Consider the following 22604-nt stretch of genomic DNA (forward strand, 5'->3'; position numbering starts at 1 on the left):
CATTTTTAAGCAAAAAGAATATAACTAACTGAAATAATGTACATTCCCATCTATGTAAAATAAACCTAATTAATATTCTAAAGGTTTGTAGTTTCTAAAAACTTTATAAAGATCATCATCATTTCCTTTGAACAGTTTTTCTTCAATAATTTTAAACTTACCTGTAGAATCTTTTTCTTCCACCACTATTTTATCAGAAACATCTACTCGTGCAAATTCATCCAGGGAATCTTTTTTAATTTTTAAAAATGCCGTTGTGGTAGAACCTGTTAAAATTACAGAATTGATACAATTTAGTTTTGAATTAAAACTTAGGTTCGGATAATTATCTGAATTTTTGATGTGGATAAAATCTTTATTTTTCGGATTATATACAAACAAAGTCATCACTGTATTTCCTCCTCTTCCAGCAATTCCGCTTTGATAAGTCATATCATTGAAGCCATCATTATTAAAGTCACTTATCTGAACATCTAAACCGGTTACTCCATCTTTGATAAATTTAAAACTGTTCTTTAATTCCCAGGTATGAAACATTGAACCTTTAGCTTCCACCCAGATATCTTTTAGATCATAAAAATTCAAGGTAACAAACACATCACCATTATTGACATGCCGAAATTTTTCAATCTCGACTTTAGTTTTACCCTTCCTTCCAACATTCAGGCTATCAACAAATTTCTCTTCAGAAAAATAACCTTTTTTATCAGGTTTCGGATTTCCAGAACAAGAAAAAAAGAGTAAAAGTAAAAAAGAACCAAAGACAAGGGAAATTTTTAAAGATTTCATTATTAAAAAATATTCCTGAATTTATATATTTCCGATCACATTTAAAATAAAAATCCCTTTCAATTACTGGAAGGGACTATAATTTATTTTTATTTTGAATTAAATCAATCCAAACTGCTGGAAATGATGAGTAAAATGCTTTCTGTGCATCAGTTCCCACATTTCTTTATTCAGTTTTCCGAATACATAATTCATGTGTTCTGCCTGTGGATTTTCTTTGTAATAGATTACAAATTTCTTCAGGTTATCCATAAACGATTGTTTTGCGGCTTCCAGATTTCTGTGTGTTGATTCCGGAAGTGAGCCATCCTGCGGAAGGAATGGAGCCGTAAATTCTTTTGGCATTGCTCTGTGGTTATAAAGGGAATCCTGCCATTTTTCAAGATTTTCCTCCGGAGTGAAACATTTCTCTGCTTCAGGTTCTCCGAAACTTACCAGAACTGCTTGTTCCAAATGCTCAATCATCTGCTGTGGAGACATTTTTCCCCAAAGTGCAGGAGTGCTTTCTGTTAATCCATTCAACATTTTCTGAACATTTTTCACATTCAGATCAATGAATGGAGACTGCTTTGCAACCAATGTTAAGATTGTTGCCACGCAAACTACCTCATCTCTTTGGTTTACAACTTCAACCAGCCATTTTACAACACCTGAAGGAATGTTTCTGCCTTTTACTCCTCTGTTGATTTTTTCTTTTGCTGTTAAATAAACAGTGATGGTATCTCCGGCATATACAGGTTTGAAGAAGCTGCAGTCTTCCAATCCATAATTCGCAATAACAGGTCCTTTTTTACCTGAAACAAACAATCCTGCTGCTGCTGAAAGGATGAAATATCCGTGAGCTACAGTTTTATCGAAGATAGTTCCTGATAAACTAGTTGCGTCGGTATGAGCATAGAAATGATCCCATGAAACATTGGAGAAGTTGACGATATCTGCATCAGTAACTGTTCTTCCTGCTGTTTCTAAAGAGTCTCCTACTTCCACTTCCTCAAAATACTTTTGGAAAGGGTGTTTGTCTGAGAATTTTTTCTCTGCGCCCTGCTGATAAATCTTAGTAATTGCTTTCAGTACATCCGGTGATCCCTGAATAGCTGTTTTCTGTAAGAAGAAATGAAGACCGCTTAGTCCGCCCATTTCTTCACCACCGCCTGCTCTACCAGGACCTCCGTGCATTAATGTAGGAAGTGGAGAGCCGTGACCTGTACTTTCTTTGGCATTATCTCTGTTCAGAACAAAGATTCTTCCGTGCTGGGAAGCCATTTTCCATGAAGTTTCTGCGATAAAGTTCTCATCGTGAGAAACAATAGATCCTACCAAACTTCCTTTTCCTCTTTTTGCCAGTGCGGCTGCTTCTTCAGCATCTTTATACGGCATCAATGTAGATACCGGCCCGAAAGCTTCTACATCATGAGAGATATTTTTTTCAAAAGGCTTGTCGTTCAGGAATAGTTTCGGGCTCATAAATGCACCGTTTTCATAGTCTGCATCTACCAGCTCATGCTTTCCGTCATAGACAAGTTCTGTTTCTGATTTTAATAGATTTACTTTTCTTACTACTTCTTCATACTGCTGTCTTCCCACTAAAGATCCCATTTTGGTTTCTCTGCTTAATGGGTTTCCGATTTTAGTCTGATCTAAAGCTTTAGACAAAGCATTCTGAACGTCACCAATTAAATGTTCCGGAACGATGATTCTTCTGATCGCTGTACATTTCTGTCCTGCTTTTGTTGTCATTTCGTTACGAACTTCTTTGATGAATAAGTCAAATTCAGGAGTCCCCGGTTTGGCTTCCAATCCAAGGATTGAACAGTTCAGAGAATCTGCTTCCATATTGAAACGAACAGCATTACCAGCGATGGAAGGAAGTGATTTTAATTTTCTTCCTGTATTGGCTGAACCTGTAAATAACACAGAGTCTCCATCCTGTACATAATCCAGAATATTTCCCGGTTCTCCGCAGACTAACTGAACAGCACCTTCAGGTAAAACTCCGCTTTCAATCATATCCTGGAATACAGCATTCGTAAGATAAGACCCGAAAGGAGATGGCTTCACAATAGAAGGAACACCCGCTAATAATGAAGTAGAAAGCTTTTCCAACATTCCCCACACTGGAAAGTTATAAGCATTGATCTGTACAGAAACCCCTTCACTAGGTGTTAAAATATGGGTTCCTAAAAAAGTTCCGTTAGCAGAAATTTTCTGAGTATCTCCGTCTACCCAAAATGAAGTATTGGGAAGCATTCTTTTTGCCAATCCGGAATAGGTAAAGAAAGTCCCGAAACCTCCTTCGATATCCACCCATGAATCAACATGTGTAGCTCCTGTTTTATATGATAAGTCATAGTATTTTTTCTTTCTTTCTAACAGATAAAGTGCTACTTTTTTCAACATTTCTCCACGGTCGTAGAAAGTCATTGAAGAAAGGTTTTTGTATCCTACTGTTCTTCCGTAATCAAGAGCCTGCTCAAAATTAAGCCCTTCTGTATCAGAAACAGCTACCTGTTCTCCTGTAACGGCGTTGTACAAAGGGACTCCGCTTCCGGTACCTTCTACCCATTGTCCGTAGATATAGTTTTTTAACTTTTCCATATAGTTTTTTACTTTTTGCTTAGATTAATCTTTTTAATAAAGTTGCTAATAATCAAATAAGGGATAAATAGTATCAGCCAGCCGTCTAAAATGATGACAATTTCAACAAACAACATGTAAAAATTGTCTTTCTGCTTTAATTTAGCAATTACCTCATCTGATTCAACATGTTCCAAAGCATCTGAAATTCCTATTGACTCTTTTACCAGATAAAGCCCTAGAGCATTCATAATGATTATAAAAATCAATATTACGATCCAATATTTTTTCAGAATGCTCATCAACTGGAACTGATTTATTTGGGTTCCTGATAGGGAAACATTTTCACCAATCCTTCGTATAAGCTTCTGTGAAGAATGGTTGCATGATTATCTGTTTCCATCATTTTATATTCCAATGTCCAGTTTTTCTTTCCTGCTTTTGTCAAAACATCGTAGAAAGCCTCGGCATCTTTTACCATCACCGGATGTTCTCCTTTCCCTACAGAAACATAGACAAACTTTTTAGTATCTGAAGATTTTGAAAGTAATTGAGGAGCCTGCTTTAAAAGACTTTCATCATCCCACCATAAACTTGGACTGATAATAAAATAGTTGTTGAACATTTCCGGCTTTTTCAGAAGTATTTCTGCTGCCAGAAGCCCTCCCAAAGATTGACCGAACAAATATTTGTCTGTGGTTTTAAACTGACTTTCAACATAAGGTTTTAATTCTTTTTCAAGGAAAGCAATAAACTTATCAGAATGTCCTGTCGTAGGATAATCTTTCTGTAAATCTTTTAAATCCGTATGAAAGGTAAAATCCCTTTTCCTGTCTATATTAGCAATTCCCACAACAATAGATTCCGGCATGGAATACATTTGATTAAAGAATTGGACTAATCCTGTCACGTGAATAAAATCTTCATTCATACTTCCATCCAACAGATAAATCACAGGGTATGATTTTGTTTTATCATAGCCTTGTGGAAGATAAATATTCAACGTTCTGTCTTCATTTAACGTTTTGGACTTAATAGTCCTCACTTCTCCGATTGTAAGCGGTTTTGTCGTAACAGTTTGTGCTGATACTACACTATTCATCGCCAACACCATGCTGCATACAAGTGCAATTTTTTTAATCATATTTAATTTTAAATGGTCATTATTTTATATCATCCCAAATGCTGTAATCAACAATTTTGGTTGGGATTTGCTGAACATATTCTGTAAAAGGCTCACAAGGCAGAATAGCTTCTTTCCCTTCTCTTGCCAGTTCCTGATAGAGTTTTGTTCCTTCTGTTTTCCAGTGAATCATTTCGTCAGATACGTCACGGATAATTTTTGCTGGGCTTCCCACCACTAATTTTCTTGGTTCGCATCTGAAATTGGCCGGTACAAAAGCCAATGCTCCAACGATACTTTCGTCGCCGATATACGCTTTGTCCATCACAACGGAATTCATCCCGATCAGACAGTTTTTCCCGATGTGTCCTGAATGAATAATTGCGCCATGCCCGATGTGTGCAGATTCTTCCAGTATGGTTTCTATATTCGGGAAAACATGAAGGGTACAGTTTTCCTGTACATTGGCTCCGTCTTTAATAATAATTTTCCCCCAGTCTCCACGAATTACCGCATTGGGACCAATATATACTTCCTCCCCTATTTCTACATTCCCGATAATGACTGCCTGCGGATGAATGTAGGCAGAAGGTTTTATAATGGGACGAATCCCGTGGTATGAGTAGATGTTCATATTTATTAGAGATCAGATAATAGATTTCAGAGGCCAGACATTTTTCTTACTCTACTATCTTTATCTTTTTTAATTGATTACACTTTTTCGATTACCATTGCATATCCTTGTCCTACGCCGATACAAAGGGTACACAATGCATATTTTTTATCCTGTTTCTGAAGTTCCATTGCCGCAGAACCTACAATTCTTGCCCCGGAAACTCCCAGTGGGTGACCAATTGCAATAGCTCCACCATTAGGATTTATTCTTGCGTCATCATCTTTTAATCCTAAACTTCTTGTCACAGCAAGTGCCTGTGCTGCGAATGCTTCGTTGAGTTCAATGATGTCCATATCTTCAAGAGAAAGATTTAATCTCTTCAATAACTTTTGAGTGGCTTCTACCGGACCGATTCCCATAATTCTTGGCTCTACACCGGCTACGGAAGAACCTAAAATTCTGGCTTTTGGTTTTAATCCATATTTTTTCACCGCTTCTTCACTTGCTAAAATCAAAGCTGCGGCACCGTCATTCATTCCTGAAGCATTTCCTGCAGTTACCGTTCCTTCTTTTCTGAAAGCAGGACGAAGTTTTGCAAGACCTTCCATAGAAGACGTTGGTTTAATGAATTCATCTTTTTCAAAAACAACAGAATCTCCTTTTCTCTGAGGAATCTCAACTTTTACAATTTCTTCTGCCAGTCTTCCGCTTTCCTGAGCTTTTGTAGCTTTCTGCTGAGACCAAAGGGCAAATTTATCCTGATCCTCTCTATTGATCTGGTGGATATCTGCTAAATTCTCTGCGGTCTCTCCCATTCCGTCAACACCATATAATTCTTTCATTTTAGGGTTGATAAAACGCCATCCGAAAGTGGTATCAAACATCTGACTGTCTCTTCCGAAAGCTGCACTTGGTTTTGACATCACATAAGGAGAACGTGTCATATGCTCTACTCCACCGGCAATATAAATTTCTCCTTCTCCGGCAGCAATAGAACGGAATGCATTCGCTACTGCAGACATTCCCGAAGCACAAAGTCTGTTTACCGTCTCACCTCCAATTTTATATGGAAGACCAGCCAATAAAAGTCCCATTCTTGCTATGTTTCTGTTATCTTCACCCGCCTGATTGGCACATCCGAAAATAACATCTTCAATTTCCTCTACAGGAACTTCAGGATTTCTCGCAACTACTTCTTTGATCACAATAGCAGCTAAATCATCTGCTCTTACTTCTGATAATCCCCCTTGTAATTTTGAGATGGGAGTTCTGACATAGTCTATGATGTATACGTTGTTCATAATTTTACTTTGAAAATAGGATAATGCATAATTTGAAATTATCAAACTTCCTTTTTCTATTTATTTGTTTTTATTTCTTAGTTCTAAAGCCTGTTTTAAAGTATAGGGTTCGTATTTGAAATCCGGCCCGTACATTCTTTTGGCATTTTCTTCAATAGTAGAATCAAAACCTGCTTCTTTTCTTCTTTTATTAACATTTTTGAGATCTTTAACAGGCCAGACAAAATTGACAAAGACTTGTTTTCCGTTCTTATCTTTTGTCATTTCTCCTTTTCCCTGGGTACCGTAGATCTGTTCCTTGTCTTCCTGCATCAGATATCGGTCTTCCATCATCGCAACCCATGTAAAAGGAATTTCTTTCTGTTTTCCAGCTTTTTTTATGAGAGGAAGATATTTTCCAATTTTGGTTGAATGCTGGATTACGTACCATGCGGCCTGGTTTGTAGGTTCTCCTACAAGTGTTTTTCCGGGATAGCCATATTGAGCAATAATATTTTCTATTTTCTGCACGTTCAGGCTATCATGTTCTGCAACCATCTGCCAGCCTTTCTTTTTGAACTCTTCTTTGTCAATATTCAGGGTTGCCAGGAGCTGCTCTCTTTTTTCCGGAGTTATTTCGGAATCGAAAAGCATTCTGTATCCCTGATCCACCTTCATAATCTCATCGAGTTCTTTTTTCAAAGCTTCATTTACTTTCTGCTGGGCATTCATCAGAAAAGCTGAAATCCCGAAAAGCAGTAGAAAAATTTTTCTCATTTTGTTTATTATGGTGTCTGGTTAATGTTTTTTATAAGTCGGTGACTTTTTTCCCGATTTTATAGACTGTTCCAACAAATTTTGCAATCAGCTCACTGTTTTGATTGGTAATCTGAATGTCATAAACCGCCGTTTTTCTGGTATCATTCACCAAAATACTTTCGGCTCTGAAAATATCTCCTTCCTTTCCGGCTTTGGTAAAATTGATAATACAGTTCAACGCGACAGCAGCATCACCTGTATTGTTGGATGAAAATGCCAATGCAGAATCTGCAAAAGCAAATGTAACTCCGCCATGAACTGTTTTAAGCCCGTTAATCATATCTTTCTTAATGGGCATTTCTATTAAACAGTAATTTTCTTTTACTTCAATCATTTTGATATTCATCCACTGGGAAAAATAATCCTGATTGAACATATAATCTGCTACTTGTCTTGGATTCATTTCTATTAATTATATGTTTGTTATTTCTTCATACAGCTCATCGGATAACCTGTCGTAAACATTCATTGTTTTGCCCAGAATGACTTGCTCGTATGAAAGACTTTCTGAGTCTGATGAATTTTCAGAGGGATAGGATTCATTTAAATCAATTCCATTTTCGTTGGCTAATCTTTTGATCAGTTCTTTATATTTCTCATTAAACTTTCCTAAAAGCTCAAGTCTTTCTTCAGCATTGACAGAAGAAGCTTCCTGAGTTAAATATTGTTTCTCAATCAAAAGTCTGGTTTCCAGCTCAGCTCTGAATTCTTCTATATTCATGAAGTTTTTTTGATATAATAATCTACTTGAGAGATGCTTCGACTTCGCTCAGCATGACAATACACTAGCAGATTTAAATATTTTTATAGTTTCCTCAGTAAAGGACTTTGTCTATACCTTTCTTCCTGATATTCTTCGTAAAGGTTTTGTAAGGTTTCGGAGATCTTTGCATATCCGATTTCTTTACCCCAGCTTAATAATCCTTTTGGATAATTTACTCCTTTTTGCATTGCCAGTTCAATATCTTCATCATTCGCAACGCCCAATCTTTTTGCTTCAACCGCTTCATTGATCAACATTGAAATGATTCTTAAAAAGATCTGCTGGTACAAAGCATCATCTTTCTGAGCAACAGGGTTTTCTGCTCCTTCGCTGTAATCGTAGAAACCTCTTCCTGTTTTTCTTCCATGAAGTTTTGCTTCAGACATTCTTTGCTGTAATAGAGACGGCTTGTATTTCGGGTCGTAGAAATAATCTTTGTAAACTGTTGTTGTTACTGCAAAATTGACATCAACTCCAATGAGATCCATCAATTCAAAAGGACCCATTTTGAAATTCCCCAAAGTTTTCATGGCATCATCCACCTGTTCCGGTGTTGCGATGTTTTCCTCAACAATTCTAAGTGCTTCCCCATAATAAGGTCTGGCAATTCTGTTGACGATAAATCCGGGAATATCTTTGGCAATAACAGGAGTTTTCCCCCATTCTTTCATGAGGTTATAGATTTTTTCTGCTAAAGTTTTTTCGGTTAATAAGGATGGAATAACTTCCACTAAAGGCATCAACGGAGCCGGATTGAAAAAGTGAATTCCAATGAAACGCTCCGGTTTCTTTAGTTCTGCACCCAGAGAGGTGATAGAAATAGATGAGGTATTGGAACTAAGGATACAGTTTTCTGAAACATAATTTTCAAGCTCTGTAAACACTTTGGTTTTGATGTCTTTGTTTTCTATGATGGCTTCAATGATGAGTTCACAATCTTTGAAATCCTTCAATTCAGTAGCAATGGAAATATTAGCTAAAATTTCAGTCATTTTCTCTCCTGAAATTTTTTGTTTGTCAACTAATTTGGTCAGTGTTTTTTCCAAACCTACTGTTGCCGTTTCTACTTGTTTTGCATTGGCGTCATAAACCCAAACTTTGCATCCGTTCGTAGCGGCTACTTGTGCAATGCCGATTCCCATTGTTCCGGCACCGATAATTCCAATATTCATTTTTATTTGTACAATGTATTAATGTAAAATGTATTCATGTAAATCGTTTAAAAATCATTAATACATTTTACATGAATACATTAATACGAAATTTATCTTCCTTTATAATTAGGTTTTCTTTTTTGTAAGAAGGCGTTTACACCCTCGATGAAGTCTTCTGTTTCTGCTGCTTCCTGCTGTAGATCTCCTTCCAGCTCAAGCTGCTCTTTCAACGTATTGGTATAAGAATGTGCAAAAGCTTTTTTGGTAAGCTTAATTGCCGCGGTTGGCATGTTCGACATTCTTTCAAGAATTTCCATTGATTTTGGAGCGAATTCTTCTTCCGAGAAAACTTCAGCAACAAGACCATAGGATTTAGATTCTTCAGCAGATAATTTTTTACCTGTAAACGCTAAATAATTTGCCAATTGTCTGCCTAAAAGCTTCGGTAAGAAGTATGTTCCTCCTGTATCAGGAATTAAACCGATATTTGAGAATGCCTGTGAGAAGTATGCTTTATTACTTGCCAAAACAAAGTCACAGATCAGAGCCAACATAGCACCAGCTCCTACTGCAGGACCATTCACCAATGCGATAACGGGTTTTCTGCAACGTGTAACTTCTGTCACCAGCGGATTGTAATAATCTACCACAATTTTTCTGATAATATCCTGATCATGGTGCTCTTTGCCTACCACAAAAGCTTCATCCAGATTCTGACCTGAGCAGAACGCTCTTCCTCTTCCGGAAATAGCAACACATCTTACAGTTTCATCTTCGTTGCATTCTTTGATAAAATCTTTCAGATCTCCTAAAGCCGGTTTTGTAAGGGCATTCATTGTGTCTGGTTGATTCAGATATGCGATTTTAAGCTTCCCGTCAAAATGCGTTTCAATATCGAGTTGTGTATACATAGTTTTTATTAATTTATTATTTAACAATGCACTAATTTAACAATATAAATTCATGTAACAACCTAAGATTTTAACAATCTAACAACAGCATCGTTATGCTCTGCATATTCGTCAGTTCTATTGATAAATTGGGTCATAATCTATAGTTACACTTAATGACATTTGAAATAATCAAAAGGTTCCAGGCAGTCTAAGCATTGATAAGAGGCTTTACATAAGGTAGACCCAAATCTACTGATCTGCTTGGTATGTTCAGAACCACAGCGCGGACATTTTTTCGGTTTCCCGATGTGATGTTCGTCAGCTCCTTTTTCGGGAGGGGTGATTCCGTAGACACGAAGTTTTTCTCTCGCTTCATCAGTAATCCAGTCTGTTGTCCAAATTGGGAACATCTTGGTTACTACCTTTGCTTCCCAACCGTTTTCTTTCATCATTTTGATAATATCCTCTTCAATGGTAAACATGGCAGGACAGGCAGAATAAGTAGGCGTAATGATCACTTCACAAGTATTTTCACCAGTGACCTGTGCATCTCTTACGATTCCTAATTCCACGATATCAATCACGGGAATTTCCGGATCGGGAATTGTTTTTAATAAATCTAAAAGCTGATTCATATTTTACTTTTTACCAGAATCAAGAATTATTTTCATTGAATTCTGATAATCCAAATTATCTGTTATTCCGTTGTGATACTGATCTTTTAATACAATCAGGCTATCACCTTTTTTAAAGCTATTTTTTAGTTTTAAGGATGACTTATAATTAATAACCTCATCTTTATCACCGTGAAAAATTACAACTGGCGACTTAACGGTTTTTAAATATTTACCAGTCTCAAAATTATATTTCAGTAAAAACTTGGGAAGAAATGAAAATTTTTGAGTCATTTCATCTTCCATACTATAATACGGAGCCTGTAAAATCAATAATCTTGCGTTCTGCGTTGATGCTAATTTTGCAGCTAAGCCCGTTCCTATAGAATATCCTAAAATAATAATTTTGTTCTCCGGATATCTTTTCAAGAGCTCCTTGTAAGCACTCTCAACATCCGAGAAAAGCTGATCTTTATTCTTAATCTTATCTTCACTTTTTCCGTATCCTCTGTAATCCAATATAAATGTATCATAGTTCATATTGGCATACAGTTCAGCTACTTCACCCCATTCTTTTAATGAACCTCCGTTCCCATGAAGGTAAAAAATTACTCCTTTAGGGTTTTGAGCTTTAAATAAAACGGAGTTTAAATGTTTTTTATCTTGTGTTGTAACCGTTATTTCTTCAAAATCACCATCAAATTTAAATTTGTAATTCTCCGGTAACTTTTCAGGATAAAAAATAATTTTCTCCTGATAGAAGTAGATTCCCACGCATAACATCACATATGCGATAAGAAAAAAAGCAAATATTCCCAGAAGTAACTTTTTCATACTTGTTACCAAGTACAGCCCGGATACGCTCTCTGCATATACTGAAGCTCACAAAGAATAAATCCGAAATATTCGGTATGATATCCTGTTCTTGATTTTGGCTGCATAAAAGGATTTGATGGATATTCCAACCCGAAATCTGCAAAATCTTTCTTCGTAATGGCAATGAATTCTTCGTAAAGAGCATCTGCATTCGGAACGATGTTCAAGGCAATAAGATCATCTTCACCTTCTGTTTTAGCAAAAAGACCTTTTGTATATTCCCAGATATCTTCAATGGCTTTTACCACACGGGATTTGCTTTCTTCTGTACCCTGAGCGAAAATTTTCATCCATGATGCAGCATGGGTATAATGATATCTTACTTCTTTTAATGATTTCTGAGCAATGGCTGAAAGCTCTTGATCTGCAGAGTTGGACAATGCCTCATACATCAGTTTCTGATATACAGCAAAAACGTACACTTTCAGAATTGTTTGGGCATAGTCTTCATTTGGAAGTTCTGTCCAGTGTGCATTTACATATTCGTGTTCATATCTTAGAAAGGCTAAGTCATCTTCACTTTTACCGTTGTCAATTACTCTTGAAGCATAAACATAAAAGTTATTAGCCTGCCCCAGCTCATCCAACGCAATGTTTGTCAATGCAATATCTTCCTCTAAATAAGGACCTTCACCGCACCATGCAGACAAACGCTGTCCCATAATGAAACTGTCGTCTGCGAGTTTTAATAAATAATTATATAATGGGTTCATTGTTTTATCAATTTGAAGACTGATAGATGATAGATGGATAGAAAATAGACAAGTAAACCTTAAGGTCTTTTATCTAGCCGTCTATTATCTCAAAAGTCCTATTACATATTTTTTACGTCGTTTGGAATGTCGTAGAAAGTTGGATGACGATACAGTTTGTCATCAGCCGGATCGAAGAATGCTTCTTTGTCAATTCCTTCCGAAGTCACAATATATTTACTTGGAACTACCCAAACAGAAGTTCCTTCTTTTCTTCTTGTATAAACGTCTCTTGCGTTCTGCAAAGCCATTTCTGCTGTTGGTGCCTGTACAATTCCAACGTGTTTGTGAGATAATCCCGGTTTAGTTTGAATAAACACTTCCCACATATCTAAATTTGCCATAGTCAAATTAATTTAACAATGTATCAATGTACCAGCTTAACAATGAGATGCTTTGACAAGCTCAGCATGACAATGATTGTTACATTTCTACATTGGTATATTGTTACATTATTATATTACTTCTTTTTGTTGTTTTTCTGCAAAAGCTATCGCAGCTTCTTTCACCCAGGAATTTTCTCTTTGAGCCTTTCTCTTCGTTTCGATACGCTTTTTATTGCAAGGGCCGTTTCCTTTTAAGATTTCCATAAACTCATCCCATGGAAGTTCTCCGAAATCATAATGTTGTCTTTCCTCATTCCATTTCAGATCTTTATCCGGAACAGTTAATCCTAAGAATTCAGCCTGAGAAACAGTAACATCGATAAATCTCTGACGAAGACTATCGTTACTTTCTCTTTTTACTCTGTAATTCATAGAGATCTTCGAGTTTGGAGAGCTGTCATCATTAGGTCCGAACATCATCAGAGCCGGCCACCAGAAACGGTTTAGTGAAGCCTGAGCCATTTCTTTCTGTTGTTTGGTACCACGGCAAAGTGCCATTAAAATCTCATATCCTTGTCTTTGGTGGAAAGATTCTTCTTTACAGATTTTCACCATTGCTCTGGAATAAGGACCGTAAGAATTCCCCATCAGCATTACCTGGTTCATGATAGCTGCACCATCTACCAGCCAACCTATTGCACCGATATCTGCCCAGCTTAAGGTAGGATAGTTGAAAATACTTGAATATTTCGCTTTTCCTTCCAACATATCATCATAAGTTGCATCTCTGTCTGCTCTGATGCTTCCGTCTCCTAAAGTTTCTGTTGCAGAATAAAGATATAATCCATGACCTGCTTCATCCTGAACCTTAGCTAAAAGAGCCATTTTTCTTCTCAATGAAGGTGCTCTTGAAATCCAGTTCGCTTCCGGCAGCATTCCTACAATTTCAGAATGGGCATGCTGTGAAATCTGACGAACCAATAGTTTTCTGTAATCATCGGGCATTACATCTTTTGGTTCTACTTTATTTTCGTCATGTACGTATTGTACAAATTTTTCTAAGTCCATTTTTTTGTTTTTTTGTAAAATGTAAAAAGTATTAATGTATTCATGAATACAATTTACATTCAATCGTTAATACAATTTAAACATCATAATTAAGCATCACCACATTGGTTGTCGGGTGACATTGACAGGTAAGAACGAAGCCTCTGGCTACTTCTTCTTCGGTAAGTGCGTAGTTTTTCTCCATAAAAACTTCTCCTTCCAAAACTTCCGCTTTACACGTACAGCACACTCCTCCTTTACATGCAAAAGGCACAGGAAGATTGTCTTTCAATGCTTTATCTAATATACTCTCTTTTTTAGAATTAAGATGGAACGAATATTCATCATCATCGATAATTACCGTCACCATACTTTCTATATTGGCAATTGCTTTGAATTCATCACTCATTTCCTCCGTATTTTCTTCATCCGGAGCGGTAAAATATTCAAATAAAACCTGAATAGCAGGTACTTTTTTATCTTTCTTCAGGTAGTCTGCGATGCCTTTAATCATTTCTGCAGGTCCGCAAATGAAATAAGTAGCTTCTCTTACATCAATATCTGTGTATCTTTCAAATAGCTGCTCTAGTTTTTCAGAAGAAATTCTTCCTTCAAAAACAGGATCTTCATGTTTTTCACGGCTTACCAGATAAATCACCTTCAGTCTGCCATTGAAATGTTCTACCAGCCTATCAATTTCAGCTTTTCTTAAAATATGATTCATGCTTCTGTTACTATAGAACAGGTAAGCATTACTGTTAGGTTCCTGATAAAGGCTTTCTTTAATATTGGATAAAACAGGGGTAATTCCGCTTCCTGCAGCCAAACCAACGTAAGTTTTTACGTTTGTAGGATGATAAGAAGTATTAAAACCACCCATCGGAGGCATTACTTCCAGAATTTCATCCATGTGAAGATGCTCATTGAAATAGCCTGATACTTTTCCACCCTCAAGCAATTTCACCAATACTTCCAGGGTATTGCTTTTTTCACTCGGAGCATTACAGATAGAGTAAGAACGTCTTTCCTCATTTCCGTTGATCATCATTCGGAAATTCAGATACTGCCCTTGTTTGAACCTGAACTTATCTTTCAGTTCTTCAGGGATTTCCACGGCCACGCTAACGGCCTCAGAAGTATCTTTCTGAACTTTAACTGTTTTAAGTTTATAAAATGAATTCATTATTTTTTAAGTATTCTATTAATTTTTCCACCTTCGCACTTCGGCAGGCTGTCCTGGGCATGAACTTTCACTTTCGTAGTGATTCCTACCCGTTTTTTTATTTCGTTTTCTATGTTTTTTCCAAAGTTCCCGACAAAATTAAAATAATCATCGGTATTTGCTTCTATTTTCTGTGTCTTTACCAGCTCATCATCAATTTCAACATCAATATCCAAAGCGACACACATATGTTCTTTTTCAACAGGCGTCAGATAGTAATTGGGCACCACTCCTTCCACATAGGAAAAAGCATCTTCAATCTGGCTTGGATAGACATTTACTCCTCTTACGATCAGCATATCATCTGCTCTTCCGACAATGGGTTTCATTTTCACCATTGTTCTTTTGGCATTTTCATCATAATAAAGGCTTGTAATATCATTGGTCCAGTAACGAAGAAGCGGCATTGCTTTTTTCGTTAATGTTGTAATCACCAATACACCTTCTTCTCCGAAAGGAACCGGCTGTTTGGTAACCGGATCTAAAATTTCGGGGTAAAAATGATCTTCCCAGATATAAGAACCTCCTTTTTCTTCAAAATCTTCCATTGAAACTCCCGGACCGATAATTTCGCTCAACCCATAGATATTAGTTGCATGAACACCTAATTTTTCTTCAATATGACCTCTGATAATTTCTGTCCATGGCTCTGAGCCTAACACAGCATATTTAAGACTGATTTCATCTGCGGAAATTCCTCTTTTGGCAAATTCATCCGCAATAGTCAAAGCATAGGATGGAGAACAGCAAATCACTTCCGGCTTAAAGTCTACAATCAGATCTACCTGTCTCGCAGTCATGCCTCCCGAAATAGGAAGAACACTCATCCCCAGTTTTTCTGCTCCGTAATGAAGTCCTAATCCTCCTGTGAAAATTCCATAACCATACGCATTGTGCAGCTGCATTCCCGGTCTCGCTCCTGCAGCATGTAAAGATCTTGCCACCACTTCACTGAAAAGGTCTACATCTTCTTTAGTATATCCTACCACTGTTGGTTTTCCTGTTGTTCCGCTGGAACAGTGAATGCGCTGAAGCTCATTCTTAGGAACGGTAAATAAACCAAATGGATAGTTATCTCTTAAATCCTGTTTGTAAGTAATAGGGAGTTTCCTGATATCTTCAATCGACCTTATATCCTGTGGAGATATTTGTAATTCATCAAATTTCTTTTTATAAAATTCCGATTTTTCTCCCAAGTAGCTGATCAAACTGATCAACCGGTCGGATTGAAGCTGTCTCAACTGACCCAGCTCCAGATATTCAACTGCAAAATCCATAAAACTAACTAACATTTGTTAGGTGTAAATTTAAAAAGATTTTATAAGCTGGCAAAATTTTTATGACTTTTGTCATATTTTGAATGATTCTAAATAACAAGATAAAAGCTTAATGCTTTCTTTTGAAAATGTAAAATGTATTAATGATTTTCCTTGCTAGGGCCTATCAATGTTGGTTTCCCAGCAGACCATATAGGATTTTCTCTCTAATTTCATCGGTAATTTCATCAGTAGAATCACTGCTTCTTTTGAACCAGAAATAAGAATTGTTTAAAGTATGGAGAATAAATCTTGTAGTAAATGATGGTGATTTAAGTTCCCAATTTTCTGCAATATAGATCTCAGAAATCAGTTTTTCAACTTCCTGCTGATAGTTTTTTCTCAGCTCTACAAATTCAGGAAGCTTTTCTTCCAGATGTCTCCATTCATTAGAATAAATATGAGTAACATCACGATTTTTAAGGACAACGGATAAATGTTTATCCAGTAACAGATTCAGTTTTTGCCTTGGAGCAATATCCGTATTTTTCACTTCCTGAAGTTCATCGAAAAACTCCTGCGCAATGCCAAAACAAATCCATTCCAGAATTTCTTCCTTTGAACGGATGTGTGCATACAGCGATGCTGCCTTGATATTGAGTTTCGTAGCCAGGTCTCTTACTGAACTTCCCATATACCCTTTCTCTTTGAAAAGCTCTACTGCTACGTCTAATATTTTTCTCTGTTTTTCTTTTAGTTCCATCTGGTAAAATGCAAAAGTAATTATTCTAAAATAAAAAGCTGAATTTTAACACTTACATCAAATAAATTCTCCCATTTTCATATCTGCCCGTTAGAAGTTCCTTCTCACAGTATGACTATTTGGTCATGGATTTCAAAGAAATAATTACGAAATCGGAAATTTTGTCAAGTTAATTTTCCGTTAAAAATACAATATCCGGAAAATTTGTCCTATTTTTTTGTAAATTTAATAATTGAATACTTTTTGCGATATAGTCATCGAATAAATGATTAAATAATTGATGGCATTAAGAAACTGAGCCTCAAAATTTGGTTTCTTGATGTTTTTTAAACAAAACTTTGAACACAATACCAAAAATATATAAAATATGAACTTAAACCAATATACAGTAAAATCACAGGAAGCCATCCAGGCAGCACAACAGCTTGCTATGGAATTGGGCAATCAAAGTATTGAACCTCAACATCTCCTTGAAGGAATCTTTCAGGTGGATGAAAATATATCGCCTTTTTTACTTAAAAAATCTGAAGCAGACGCTAATTTAGTAAGAGAGCGCAACCGTGAAAATTTAGAAAAACTTCCAAAAGTACAGGGAGGAAATATTTACCTTTCACAATCTGCCAACAAAGTATTATTGGACGCACCCAACATTGCCAAAAAAATGGGCGATGAATATGTAACGATTGAGCATTTATGGCTATCACTTCTTGAAACCAGCTCAGAAGTTTCCAAAATGCTGAAAGATATGGGCGTAACCAAAAATCTGCTGGAAGGCGCTATAAAAGAATTAAGAAAAGGAAGTAAAGCAACTTCTGCAAGTTCAGAAGAAACCTACCAATCCTTAAATAAATATGCTAAAAACTTCAATGAATTAGCAGCAGAAGGAAAACTGGATCCTGTAATCGGACGTGATGAAGAAATCAGAAGGGTTTTACAGATCCTTTCAAGAAGAACAAAAAACAATCCAATCCTTATCGGGGAACCGGGTGTAGGTAAAACAGCCATTGCTGAAGGAATTGCCCACAGAATTATCAACGGTGACGTTCCCGAAAACCTGATGGATAAAACTTTATTCTCATTGGACATGGGAGCTTTGATCGCCGGAGCTAAATACAAGGGTGAGTTTGAAGAGCGTCTGAAATCCGTTGTGAATGAGGTTACTAAGTCTGACGGACAGATTATCCTTTTCATTGACGAAATCCACACTTTGGTAGGTGCCGGTGGTGGTGAAGGAGCTATGGATGCTGCCAATATCTTAAAACCAGCCTTAGCAAGAGGTGAATTGAGAGCGATTGGAGCAACCACTTTGAACGAATATCAAAAGTATTTCGAAAAAGATAAAGCGTTGGAAAGACGTTTCCAGAAAGTAATGGTGGAAGAACCAGATACTGAATCTGCAATTTCGATCCTTCGTGGTATTAAAGATAAATATGAAGCTCACCACAAGGTAAGAATCAAAGATGAGGCAATTATTGCAGCTGTAGAAATGTCGCAAAGATATATTTCAGACCGTTTCTTACCGGATAAAGCAATCGACCTTATTGATGAAGCTTCTGCCAAGCTGAGAATGGAAATCAATTCCAAACCAGAAGAACTGGATGTTCTGGACAGAAGGCTGATGCAGCTGGAAATTGAACTGGCAGCCATTTCAAGAGAAGGCAACCAAACCAAAATTGATCATCTGAAAGAAGATATTGCTAAAATTTCAGAACAAAGAAATGAGATCAATGCTAAATGGCTGAAAGAAAAGCAGAAAAGTGAAGATCTTACCCAGATCAAAAAAGATATTGAATCTCTGAAACATGAAGCAGAAAGAGCTTCCAGAGCCGGAGATTATGCAAAAGTAGCGGAGATACAATATGGAAAACTTCGTGAAAAAGAAGAAGAACTCAACAAAGTTGAGCTGGAAATGCAGAACCATCAGAACGAACTGATCAAGGAAGAGGTTACTGCAGAAAATATCTCTGAAGTGATTGGTAAATGGACAGGCATTCCTGTAACCAAATTATTACAATCGGAAAGGGATAAATTATTAAATCTGGAATCTGAACTGCACCACAGAGTCGTAGGACAGGATGAAGCTATCCAGGCGGTTGCTGATGCGATCAGAAGAAACAGAGCCGGTCTTAGTGATGATAAAAAACCTATCGGATCTTTCTTATTCCTGGGAACAACCGGAGTGGGTAAAACCGAGCTGGCAAAAGCATTGGCAGAATTCTTATTTGATGATGAAAACAATATGACTAGAATTGATATGAGTGAATATCAGGAACGTCACAGTGTTTCAAGATTGGTAGGAGCTCCTCCAGGATATGTAGGATATGATGAAGGCGGGCAATTGACTGAAGCGGTAAGAAGAAGACCATATTCCGTAGTGCTTTTGGACGAGATTGAAAAGGCACATCCGGACGTTTTCAACACTTTACTACAGGTTTTGGATGATGGACGTCTGACTGATAATAAAGGCCGTGTGGTTAATTTTAAGAATTCAATTATCATTATGACCTCGAATTTAGGCTCCCACCTTATTCAAGAGAATTTTGAGAATCTTACTGAGGAAAACCAGGATGAAATTGTGGATAAAACAAAAGTAGAAGTTTTTGATCTGCTGAAACAGACACTACGTCCGGAATTCCTGAACAGAATTGATGAAATTGTATTATTCCAGCCTTTAAGAAAAAAAGAAATCGGAAAAATCGTTCAGTATCAGTTGAGAGGGTTCAATGAAATGTTATCTAAACGAAACATTATCATGACTTTCACTCAGGATGCAGTAGATTATCTGATGGAAAAAGGTTACGACCCTGCGTTCGGAGCAAGACCATTGAAAAGAGTAATCCAGCAGGAAGTATTAAACAAACTGTCTAAAGAGATTCTTGCAGGAAAGGTAAATGACGGAGACAGAATTACTTTGGATTATTTCGTAGAAACAGGTTTGGTTTTCAGACCTACTGAACAATAAAATAGTTTTTTTCATATACATTATTTTTGTGAATAGGTGCTGTAAAGTGATTTGCAGCACTTATTTTTAACACCAGGACCTTTAAGCAATTTATTTTTGATAAATAATGATTTTCATCCAATTTCATATTTTTAGAAAAAATATTCTTATTAAAAAATCCAATCTATAGTACATTCATTAAAAAACAACACTGAAAACATAAACTTCACACACAAAACAGAAATAAGTTATATTTAACATAAAATAATATGTAAATAATTAAATATATCGCATTGTTATTTCTCATATATTCGTTTGTATTAAAAAAACGAGATTTTATGAAAAAAACAATTTTAGGAGTTTTAATCACACTCATGGTTTCATGTAACAACAATGAGACAGAAAATGTTACTCCAGAAAACACAAATGTTGAAGAAACTAATATTACAGCTGGCAAAGAAGCTTTTTGCGGCTCTGATATTCTCAGAAGAAAACATCTTGCTGAAGATCCGGCAGCCATGCAGCGAATGCTTCAGATAGAACAACAAACCGTCAGTTTTATTGAGCAGAAAAAAATGGGTAAGATTTTACCTGACGGAAGTGTAGAAATACCTGTAATATTTAATGTTCTTTATACGAAAGCATCTAATAATGTCTCAGATGCCAGAATAAATTCTCAAATTGATGTACTTAATAAAGCCTTTGCATCCACTCATGCTGATATCTCCAAGATTCCTGCAGAATTTCAATCTGTAAATGCGGGTGATACCAAAATTAAATTCAGATTGGCAGGCATTAACAGAAAATCCACAAAGACTTCCAGATGGGCACCGGATGATAAAATGAAAAAAGCATCTACCGGAGGAATGGATTCTACTAACCCTAACCAATATTTAAACATCTGGGTGGTAGATTATATGCCTTATCAGACCGGATATGTTTTAGGATACGCTACTTTTCCGGAAGACGCCGGGCTTTGGAACGATGGTGTTGTTATGATGGACGACTATGTAGGAGAAGGAGGCCCTGATGCCACTCACAACCAAGGAAGAGTTACCGTACATGAAGTAGGGCATTATTTGAACCTCAGACACATTTGGGGAGATGCAAATTGCGGAGATGATTTAGTAGGTGATACTCCTCAACAGATTACCAAACACTCTGGTGTACCAACCTATCCCAGATACGAAACATGTGGCGGAGTTTCACGTTCTGTAATGTTTATGAACTACATGGACTATTCAGATGAAACAACGTTATTCATGTTTACACAACAACAAAACAACAGAATGCAAGCATCCGTTTCAGCATCAGGTCCACGTGCAGGATTAAGAGTTCTGTAAAAAAATTAAAAAAATAAAAGATCGCTTCTTCAAGCGATCTTTTTATTTTAAAGCCCTCCTTCTTTCAGACAGGATTTATATTGAAGGATTTTTTCTGCACCCGCTTATTCTTTACAAAACATACAATCCGTAAAAACACGGTAAAAATAACAGTATAATTCCCTATTCGCGAATACATTTTCTACCATATTTTTTCCGAGATTTGCATATTAATTGAGTTTCATCCGTAAAACGTTAAGCTATGAATACAGAATCAAACAATCCGCTGCAACCTGGAACAATGTCAAATAGCCTTATCCAGGCTCTGATCGATAATTACCGTCAAAACCATTTAAGTGCAATTAATACTGCTTTAGGTATTCAGGACGCTCATTCTATTTGGTTTGATCTTCCAAAATTGAAAAATTTTATTGCAAAGATTGAAGAAGAGGCTGCCAAAGTAAACCCTGCAACTTCTGACGAAGATCTGGGAATCAGGTTTTATTATGCTACATATCCGAAACAGGAAAACTGGTCTATTATGGATTCACATCCTGTTCCGGTAGAATACGCCGGAAAACATACTTTAGTGATGATTCCAACCGTGAAAAAAGCCAGTGAAACAGGAGAGCTTGTTGATTTTGACTTTAATCCTTTTCATACTGTTGAAGGAAAATCCTTAGCGTTAAATGCACATAAAGCTAAAGACAAAGGAGAAGACCCTGACACAGGCCTTGGAGAAAACAGTGGAACACTTATTCCACCAGCTCCACCTATGGGCACTTCTTATTAATTATCATTCTTAAACACAGTATGACTGAGATTCAAAAAATTTTTTCGTCATTTATGTATTGGGGAGAAGCCTTTGCTGCTTTAATCTCCATAATTTATTATAACCGTGTAAAAAAACAACACTGGAAATATCTGGCAATTTATCTCATTCTTATTTTTCTGTGTGAATCAGCTGTAAAATGGGGAGAAAAACCACTAAAAATAGACAGAATAAATTTTTACAACTACTTTGTGATTCCATTACAGTTTATATTTTTTTATTGGCTGTATGCAAAAGAATCTCTAAAGAAAGTAAAACTGTTCTACATTTTGACGGGCATATATATTTTATCATATATTCTCAGGGCACTTTTTTTCCCGGAAAAGAAAGTAGTATTTTCCTTCAATTACAACATAGGTTGTTTACTTTTAATGGGTCTTGTTATTATGGAGTTTTACAAACAGGTTAATTCATCTGAGATTCTCAATTTCAGTAAAAACAGAATGTTTTATATTAATCTGGGAATAACGCTTTTTTATATCGCTAATCAGCCATTTATGACATTTAACTCTTTTCTGTGGAAATATATAGATATCTGGGATATTTATTTTATATATTTTCAGGTTTCAGGAGCAGTGATGTATATTTTATTTGCAAGTTCATTCATATGGGGAAAACAGAGCTCTTAATAACCATTATTTC

Annotated in this window: 23 protein-coding genes; 4 read left to right on the top strand and 19 right to left on the bottom strand. The window is 36.4% G+C overall.

From position 1 onward, the window contains the following. Positions 1-69: 69 nt before the first annotated feature. The 19 genes from ACLMCG_RS21670 to ACLMCG_RS21760 all read right to left on the bottom strand — a co-directional run bounded on the left by ACLMCG_RS21670 (position 70) and on the right by ACLMCG_RS21760 (position 16867). Positions 70-789, bottom strand: a complete 720-nt coding sequence (locus tag ACLMCG_RS21670; RefSeq protein ID WP_413961225.1) for an XAC2610-related protein — start codon at positions 787-789, stop codon at positions 70-72. 99 nt (positions 790-888) lie between these two features. Then, a complete protein-coding gene (paaZ, locus tag ACLMCG_RS21675) occupies positions 889-3384 on the bottom strand; it encodes a phenylacetic acid degradation bifunctional protein PaaZ (RefSeq protein WP_413961226.1) in 2496 nt (831 codons plus the stop codon). An 8-nt stretch (positions 3385-3392) separates the two neighbouring features. Next, positions 3393-3665, bottom strand: coding sequence for a hypothetical protein (locus tag ACLMCG_RS21680; RefSeq protein ID WP_413961227.1), 273 nt, complete (start codon positions 3663-3665; stop codon positions 3393-3395). A 14-nt stretch (positions 3666-3679) separates the two neighbouring features. Further along, positions 3680-4507 carry an alpha/beta hydrolase gene (locus ACLMCG_RS21685; protein WP_413961228.1) on the bottom strand — a complete coding sequence of 276 codons (828 nt, stop codon included), beginning with the start codon at positions 4505-4507 and terminating at the stop codon, positions 3680-3682. Positions 4508-4526: 19 nt separating this feature from the next. Next, positions 4527-5120 (bottom strand): transferase hexapeptide repeat family protein, encoded by a 594-nt coding sequence (locus ACLMCG_RS21690; protein ID WP_047429267.1) that lies wholly within the window; start codon positions 5118-5120, stop codon positions 4527-4529. Between the two features lie 77 nt (positions 5121-5197). After that, positions 5198-6403, bottom strand: coding sequence for a 3-oxoadipyl-CoA thiolase (gene pcaF / locus ACLMCG_RS21695; RefSeq protein WP_413961229.1), 1206 nt, complete (start codon positions 6401-6403; stop codon positions 5198-5200). A gap of 60 nt (positions 6404-6463) precedes the next feature. Beyond that, on the bottom strand, positions 6464-7159 hold the full coding sequence (locus ACLMCG_RS21700; protein WP_413961230.1) for a DUF6624 domain-containing protein: 696 nt from the start codon (positions 7157-7159) through the stop codon (positions 6464-6466). 31 nt (positions 7160-7190) lie between these two features. Next, on the bottom strand, positions 7191-7604 hold the full coding sequence (locus tag ACLMCG_RS21705; protein ID WP_047420197.1) for a PaaI family thioesterase: 414 nt from the start codon (positions 7602-7604) through the stop codon (positions 7191-7193). 9 nt (positions 7605-7613) lie between these two features. Continuing rightward, positions 7614-7922, bottom strand: a complete 309-nt coding sequence (locus ACLMCG_RS21710; RefSeq protein WP_309876584.1) for a hypothetical protein — start codon at positions 7920-7922, stop codon at positions 7614-7616. Positions 7923-8005: 83 nt separating this feature from the next. Continuing rightward, positions 8006-9136 carry a 3-hydroxyacyl-CoA dehydrogenase NAD-binding domain-containing protein gene (locus ACLMCG_RS21715; RefSeq protein ID WP_413961231.1) on the bottom strand — a complete coding sequence of 377 codons (1131 nt, stop codon included), beginning with the start codon at positions 9134-9136 and terminating at the stop codon, positions 8006-8008. Positions 9137-9228: 92 nt separating this feature from the next. Beyond that, positions 9229-10029, bottom strand: a complete 801-nt coding sequence (locus ACLMCG_RS21720; protein ID WP_413961232.1) for an enoyl-CoA hydratase-related protein — start codon at positions 10027-10029, stop codon at positions 9229-9231. 152 nt (positions 10030-10181) lie between these two features. Then, complete coding sequence (gene paaD / locus ACLMCG_RS21725; RefSeq protein ID WP_309436475.1) at positions 10182-10646, bottom strand: 1,2-phenylacetyl-CoA epoxidase subunit PaaD; 465 nt, start codon at positions 10644-10646, stop codon at positions 10182-10184. A 3-nt stretch (positions 10647-10649) separates the two neighbouring features. Continuing rightward, positions 10650-11459 (bottom strand): alpha/beta hydrolase, encoded by an 810-nt coding sequence (locus ACLMCG_RS21730; RefSeq protein WP_413961233.1) that lies wholly within the window; start codon positions 11457-11459, stop codon positions 10650-10652. Positions 11460-11464: 5 nt separating this feature from the next. Beyond that, positions 11465-12214, bottom strand: coding sequence for a 1,2-phenylacetyl-CoA epoxidase subunit PaaC (gene paaC / locus ACLMCG_RS21735; RefSeq protein ID WP_413961234.1), 750 nt, complete (start codon positions 12212-12214; stop codon positions 11465-11467). Positions 12215-12315: 101 nt separating this feature from the next. Further along, the gene (gene paaB, locus ACLMCG_RS21740) at positions 12316-12597 is read right to left on the bottom strand and encodes a 1,2-phenylacetyl-CoA epoxidase subunit PaaB (RefSeq protein WP_034679196.1); all 282 of its coding nucleotides are present in this window, start codon (positions 12595-12597) and stop codon (positions 12316-12318) included. A 111-nt stretch (positions 12598-12708) separates the two neighbouring features. Next, complete coding sequence (paaA, locus tag ACLMCG_RS21745) at positions 12709-13647, bottom strand: 1,2-phenylacetyl-CoA epoxidase subunit PaaA (RefSeq protein ID WP_309876626.1); 939 nt, start codon at positions 13645-13647, stop codon at positions 12709-12711. Positions 13648-13723: 76 nt separating this feature from the next. Continuing rightward, positions 13724-14809 carry a 2Fe-2S iron-sulfur cluster-binding protein gene (locus ACLMCG_RS21750; protein WP_047373945.1) on the bottom strand — a complete coding sequence of 362 codons (1086 nt, stop codon included), beginning with the start codon at positions 14807-14809 and terminating at the stop codon, positions 13724-13726. After that, positions 14809-16125 carry a phenylacetate--CoA ligase family protein gene (locus tag ACLMCG_RS21755; protein WP_413961272.1) on the bottom strand — a complete coding sequence of 439 codons (1317 nt, stop codon included), beginning with the start codon at positions 16123-16125 and terminating at the stop codon, positions 14809-14811. Before ACLMCG_RS21755 ends, ACLMCG_RS21750 begins: the two co-directional genes overlap by 1 nt. A 166-nt stretch (positions 16126-16291) precedes the next feature. Continuing rightward, positions 16292-16867 (bottom strand): TetR/AcrR family transcriptional regulator, encoded by a 576-nt coding sequence (locus tag ACLMCG_RS21760; protein WP_413961235.1) that lies wholly within the window; start codon positions 16865-16867, stop codon positions 16292-16294. A 367-nt stretch (positions 16868-17234) separates the two neighbouring features. Between ACLMCG_RS21760 and clpB the strand changes: the two genes are divergently transcribed. The 4 genes from clpB to ACLMCG_RS21780 all read left to right on the top strand — a co-directional run bounded on the left by clpB (position 17235) and on the right by ACLMCG_RS21780 (position 22591). Then, positions 17235-19829, top strand: a complete 2595-nt coding sequence (gene clpB / locus ACLMCG_RS21765) for an ATP-dependent chaperone ClpB (RefSeq protein ID WP_223601840.1) — start codon at positions 17235-17237, stop codon at positions 19827-19829. 317 nt (positions 19830-20146) lie between these two features. Beyond that, complete coding sequence (locus ACLMCG_RS21770; RefSeq protein ID WP_413961236.1) at positions 20147-21151, top strand: zinc metalloprotease; 1005 nt, start codon at positions 20147-20149, stop codon at positions 21149-21151. A gap of 241 nt (positions 21152-21392) precedes the next feature. Beyond that, complete coding sequence (locus ACLMCG_RS21775) at positions 21393-21923, top strand: hypothetical protein (protein ID WP_413961237.1); 531 nt, start codon at positions 21393-21395, stop codon at positions 21921-21923. A gap of 20 nt (positions 21924-21943) precedes the next feature. Beyond that, positions 21944-22591, top strand: a complete 648-nt coding sequence (locus ACLMCG_RS21780; protein ID WP_413961238.1) for a hypothetical protein — start codon at positions 21944-21946, stop codon at positions 22589-22591. Positions 22592-22604: the final 13 nt, after the last annotated feature.

This window comes from Chryseobacterium sp. S90, assembly GCF_047444895.1.
GTDB lineage: Bacteria > Bacteroidota > Bacteroidia > Flavobacteriales > Weeksellaceae > Chryseobacterium.

Bases quoted from the DNA above. Each gene is read 5' to 3' on its own strand.
- paaD (WP_309436475.1), bottom strand. From the start codon at position 10,646: ATGAATCAGCTTTTAGATTTATTAAAAACAATTCCCGATCCGGAAATT.
- ACLMCG_RS21700 (WP_413961230.1), bottom strand. From the start codon at position 7,159: ATGAGAAAAATTTTTCTACTGCTTTTCGGGATTTCAGCTTTTCTGATG.
- ACLMCG_RS21770 (WP_413961236.1), top strand. From the start codon at position 20,147: ATGAAAAAAACAATTTTAGGAGTTTTAATCACACTCATGGTTTCATGT.
- paaB (WP_034679196.1), bottom strand. From the start codon at position 12,597: ATGGCAAATTTAGATATGTGGGAAGTGTTTATTCAAACTAAACCGGGA.
- ACLMCG_RS21720 (WP_413961232.1), bottom strand. From the start codon at position 10,029: ATGTATACACAACTCGATATTGAAACGCATTTTGACGGGAAGCTTAAA.
- ACLMCG_RS21730 (WP_413961233.1), bottom strand. From the start codon at position 11,459: ATGAAAAAGTTACTTCTGGGAATATTTGCTTTTTTTCTTATCGCATAT.
- paaA (WP_309876626.1), bottom strand. From the start codon at position 13,647: ATGGACTTAGAAAAATTTGTACAATACGTACATGACGAAAATAAAGTA.
- ACLMCG_RS21750 (WP_047373945.1), bottom strand. From the start codon at position 14,809: ATGAATTCATTTTATAAACTTAAAACAGTTAAAGTTCAGAAAGATACT.
- ACLMCG_RS21685 (WP_413961228.1), bottom strand. From the start codon at position 4,507: ATGATTAAAAAAATTGCACTTGTATGCAGCATGGTGTTGGCGATGAAT.
- ACLMCG_RS21680 (WP_413961227.1), bottom strand. From the start codon at position 3,665: ATGAGCATTCTGAAAAAATATTGGATCGTAATATTGATTTTTATAATC.
- pcaF (WP_413961229.1), bottom strand. From the start codon at position 6,403: ATGAACAACGTATACATCATAGACTATGTCAGAACTCCCATCTCAAAA.
- ACLMCG_RS21710 (WP_309876584.1), bottom strand. From the start codon at position 7,922: ATGAATATAGAAGAATTCAGAGCTGAGCTGGAAACCAGACTTTTGATT.
- ACLMCG_RS21760 (WP_413961235.1), bottom strand. From the start codon at position 16,867: ATGGAACTAAAAGAAAAACAGAGAAAAATATTAGACGTAGCAGTAGAG.
- ACLMCG_RS21780 (WP_413961238.1), top strand. From the start codon at position 21,944: ATGACTGAGATTCAAAAAATTTTTTCGTCATTTATGTATTGGGGAGAA.
- paaZ (WP_413961226.1), bottom strand. From the start codon at position 3,384: ATGGAAAAGTTAAAAAACTATATCTACGGACAATGGGTAGAAGGTACC.
- ACLMCG_RS21670 (WP_413961225.1), bottom strand. From the start codon at position 789: ATGAAATCTTTAAAAATTTCCCTTGTCTTTGGTTCTTTTTTACTTTTA.
- ACLMCG_RS21755 (WP_413961272.1), bottom strand. From the start codon at position 16,125: ATGGATTTTGCAGTTGAATATCTGGAGCTGGGTCAGTTGAGACAGCTT.
- clpB (WP_223601840.1), top strand. From the start codon at position 17,235: ATGAACTTAAACCAATATACAGTAAAATCACAGGAAGCCATCCAGGCA.
- ACLMCG_RS21715 (WP_413961231.1), bottom strand. From the start codon at position 9,136: ATGAATATTGGAATTATCGGTGCCGGAACAATGGGAATCGGCATTGCA.
- ACLMCG_RS21690 (WP_047429267.1), bottom strand. From the start codon at position 5,120: ATGAACATCTACTCATACCACGGGATTCGTCCCATTATAAAACCTTCT.
- paaC (WP_413961234.1), bottom strand. From the start codon at position 12,214: ATGAACCCATTATATAATTATTTATTAAAACTCGCAGACGACAGTTTC.
- ACLMCG_RS21705 (WP_047420197.1), bottom strand. From the start codon at position 7,604: ATGAATCCAAGACAAGTAGCAGATTATATGTTCAATCAGGATTATTTT.
- ACLMCG_RS21775 (WP_413961237.1), top strand. From the start codon at position 21,393: ATGAATACAGAATCAAACAATCCGCTGCAACCTGGAACAATGTCAAAT.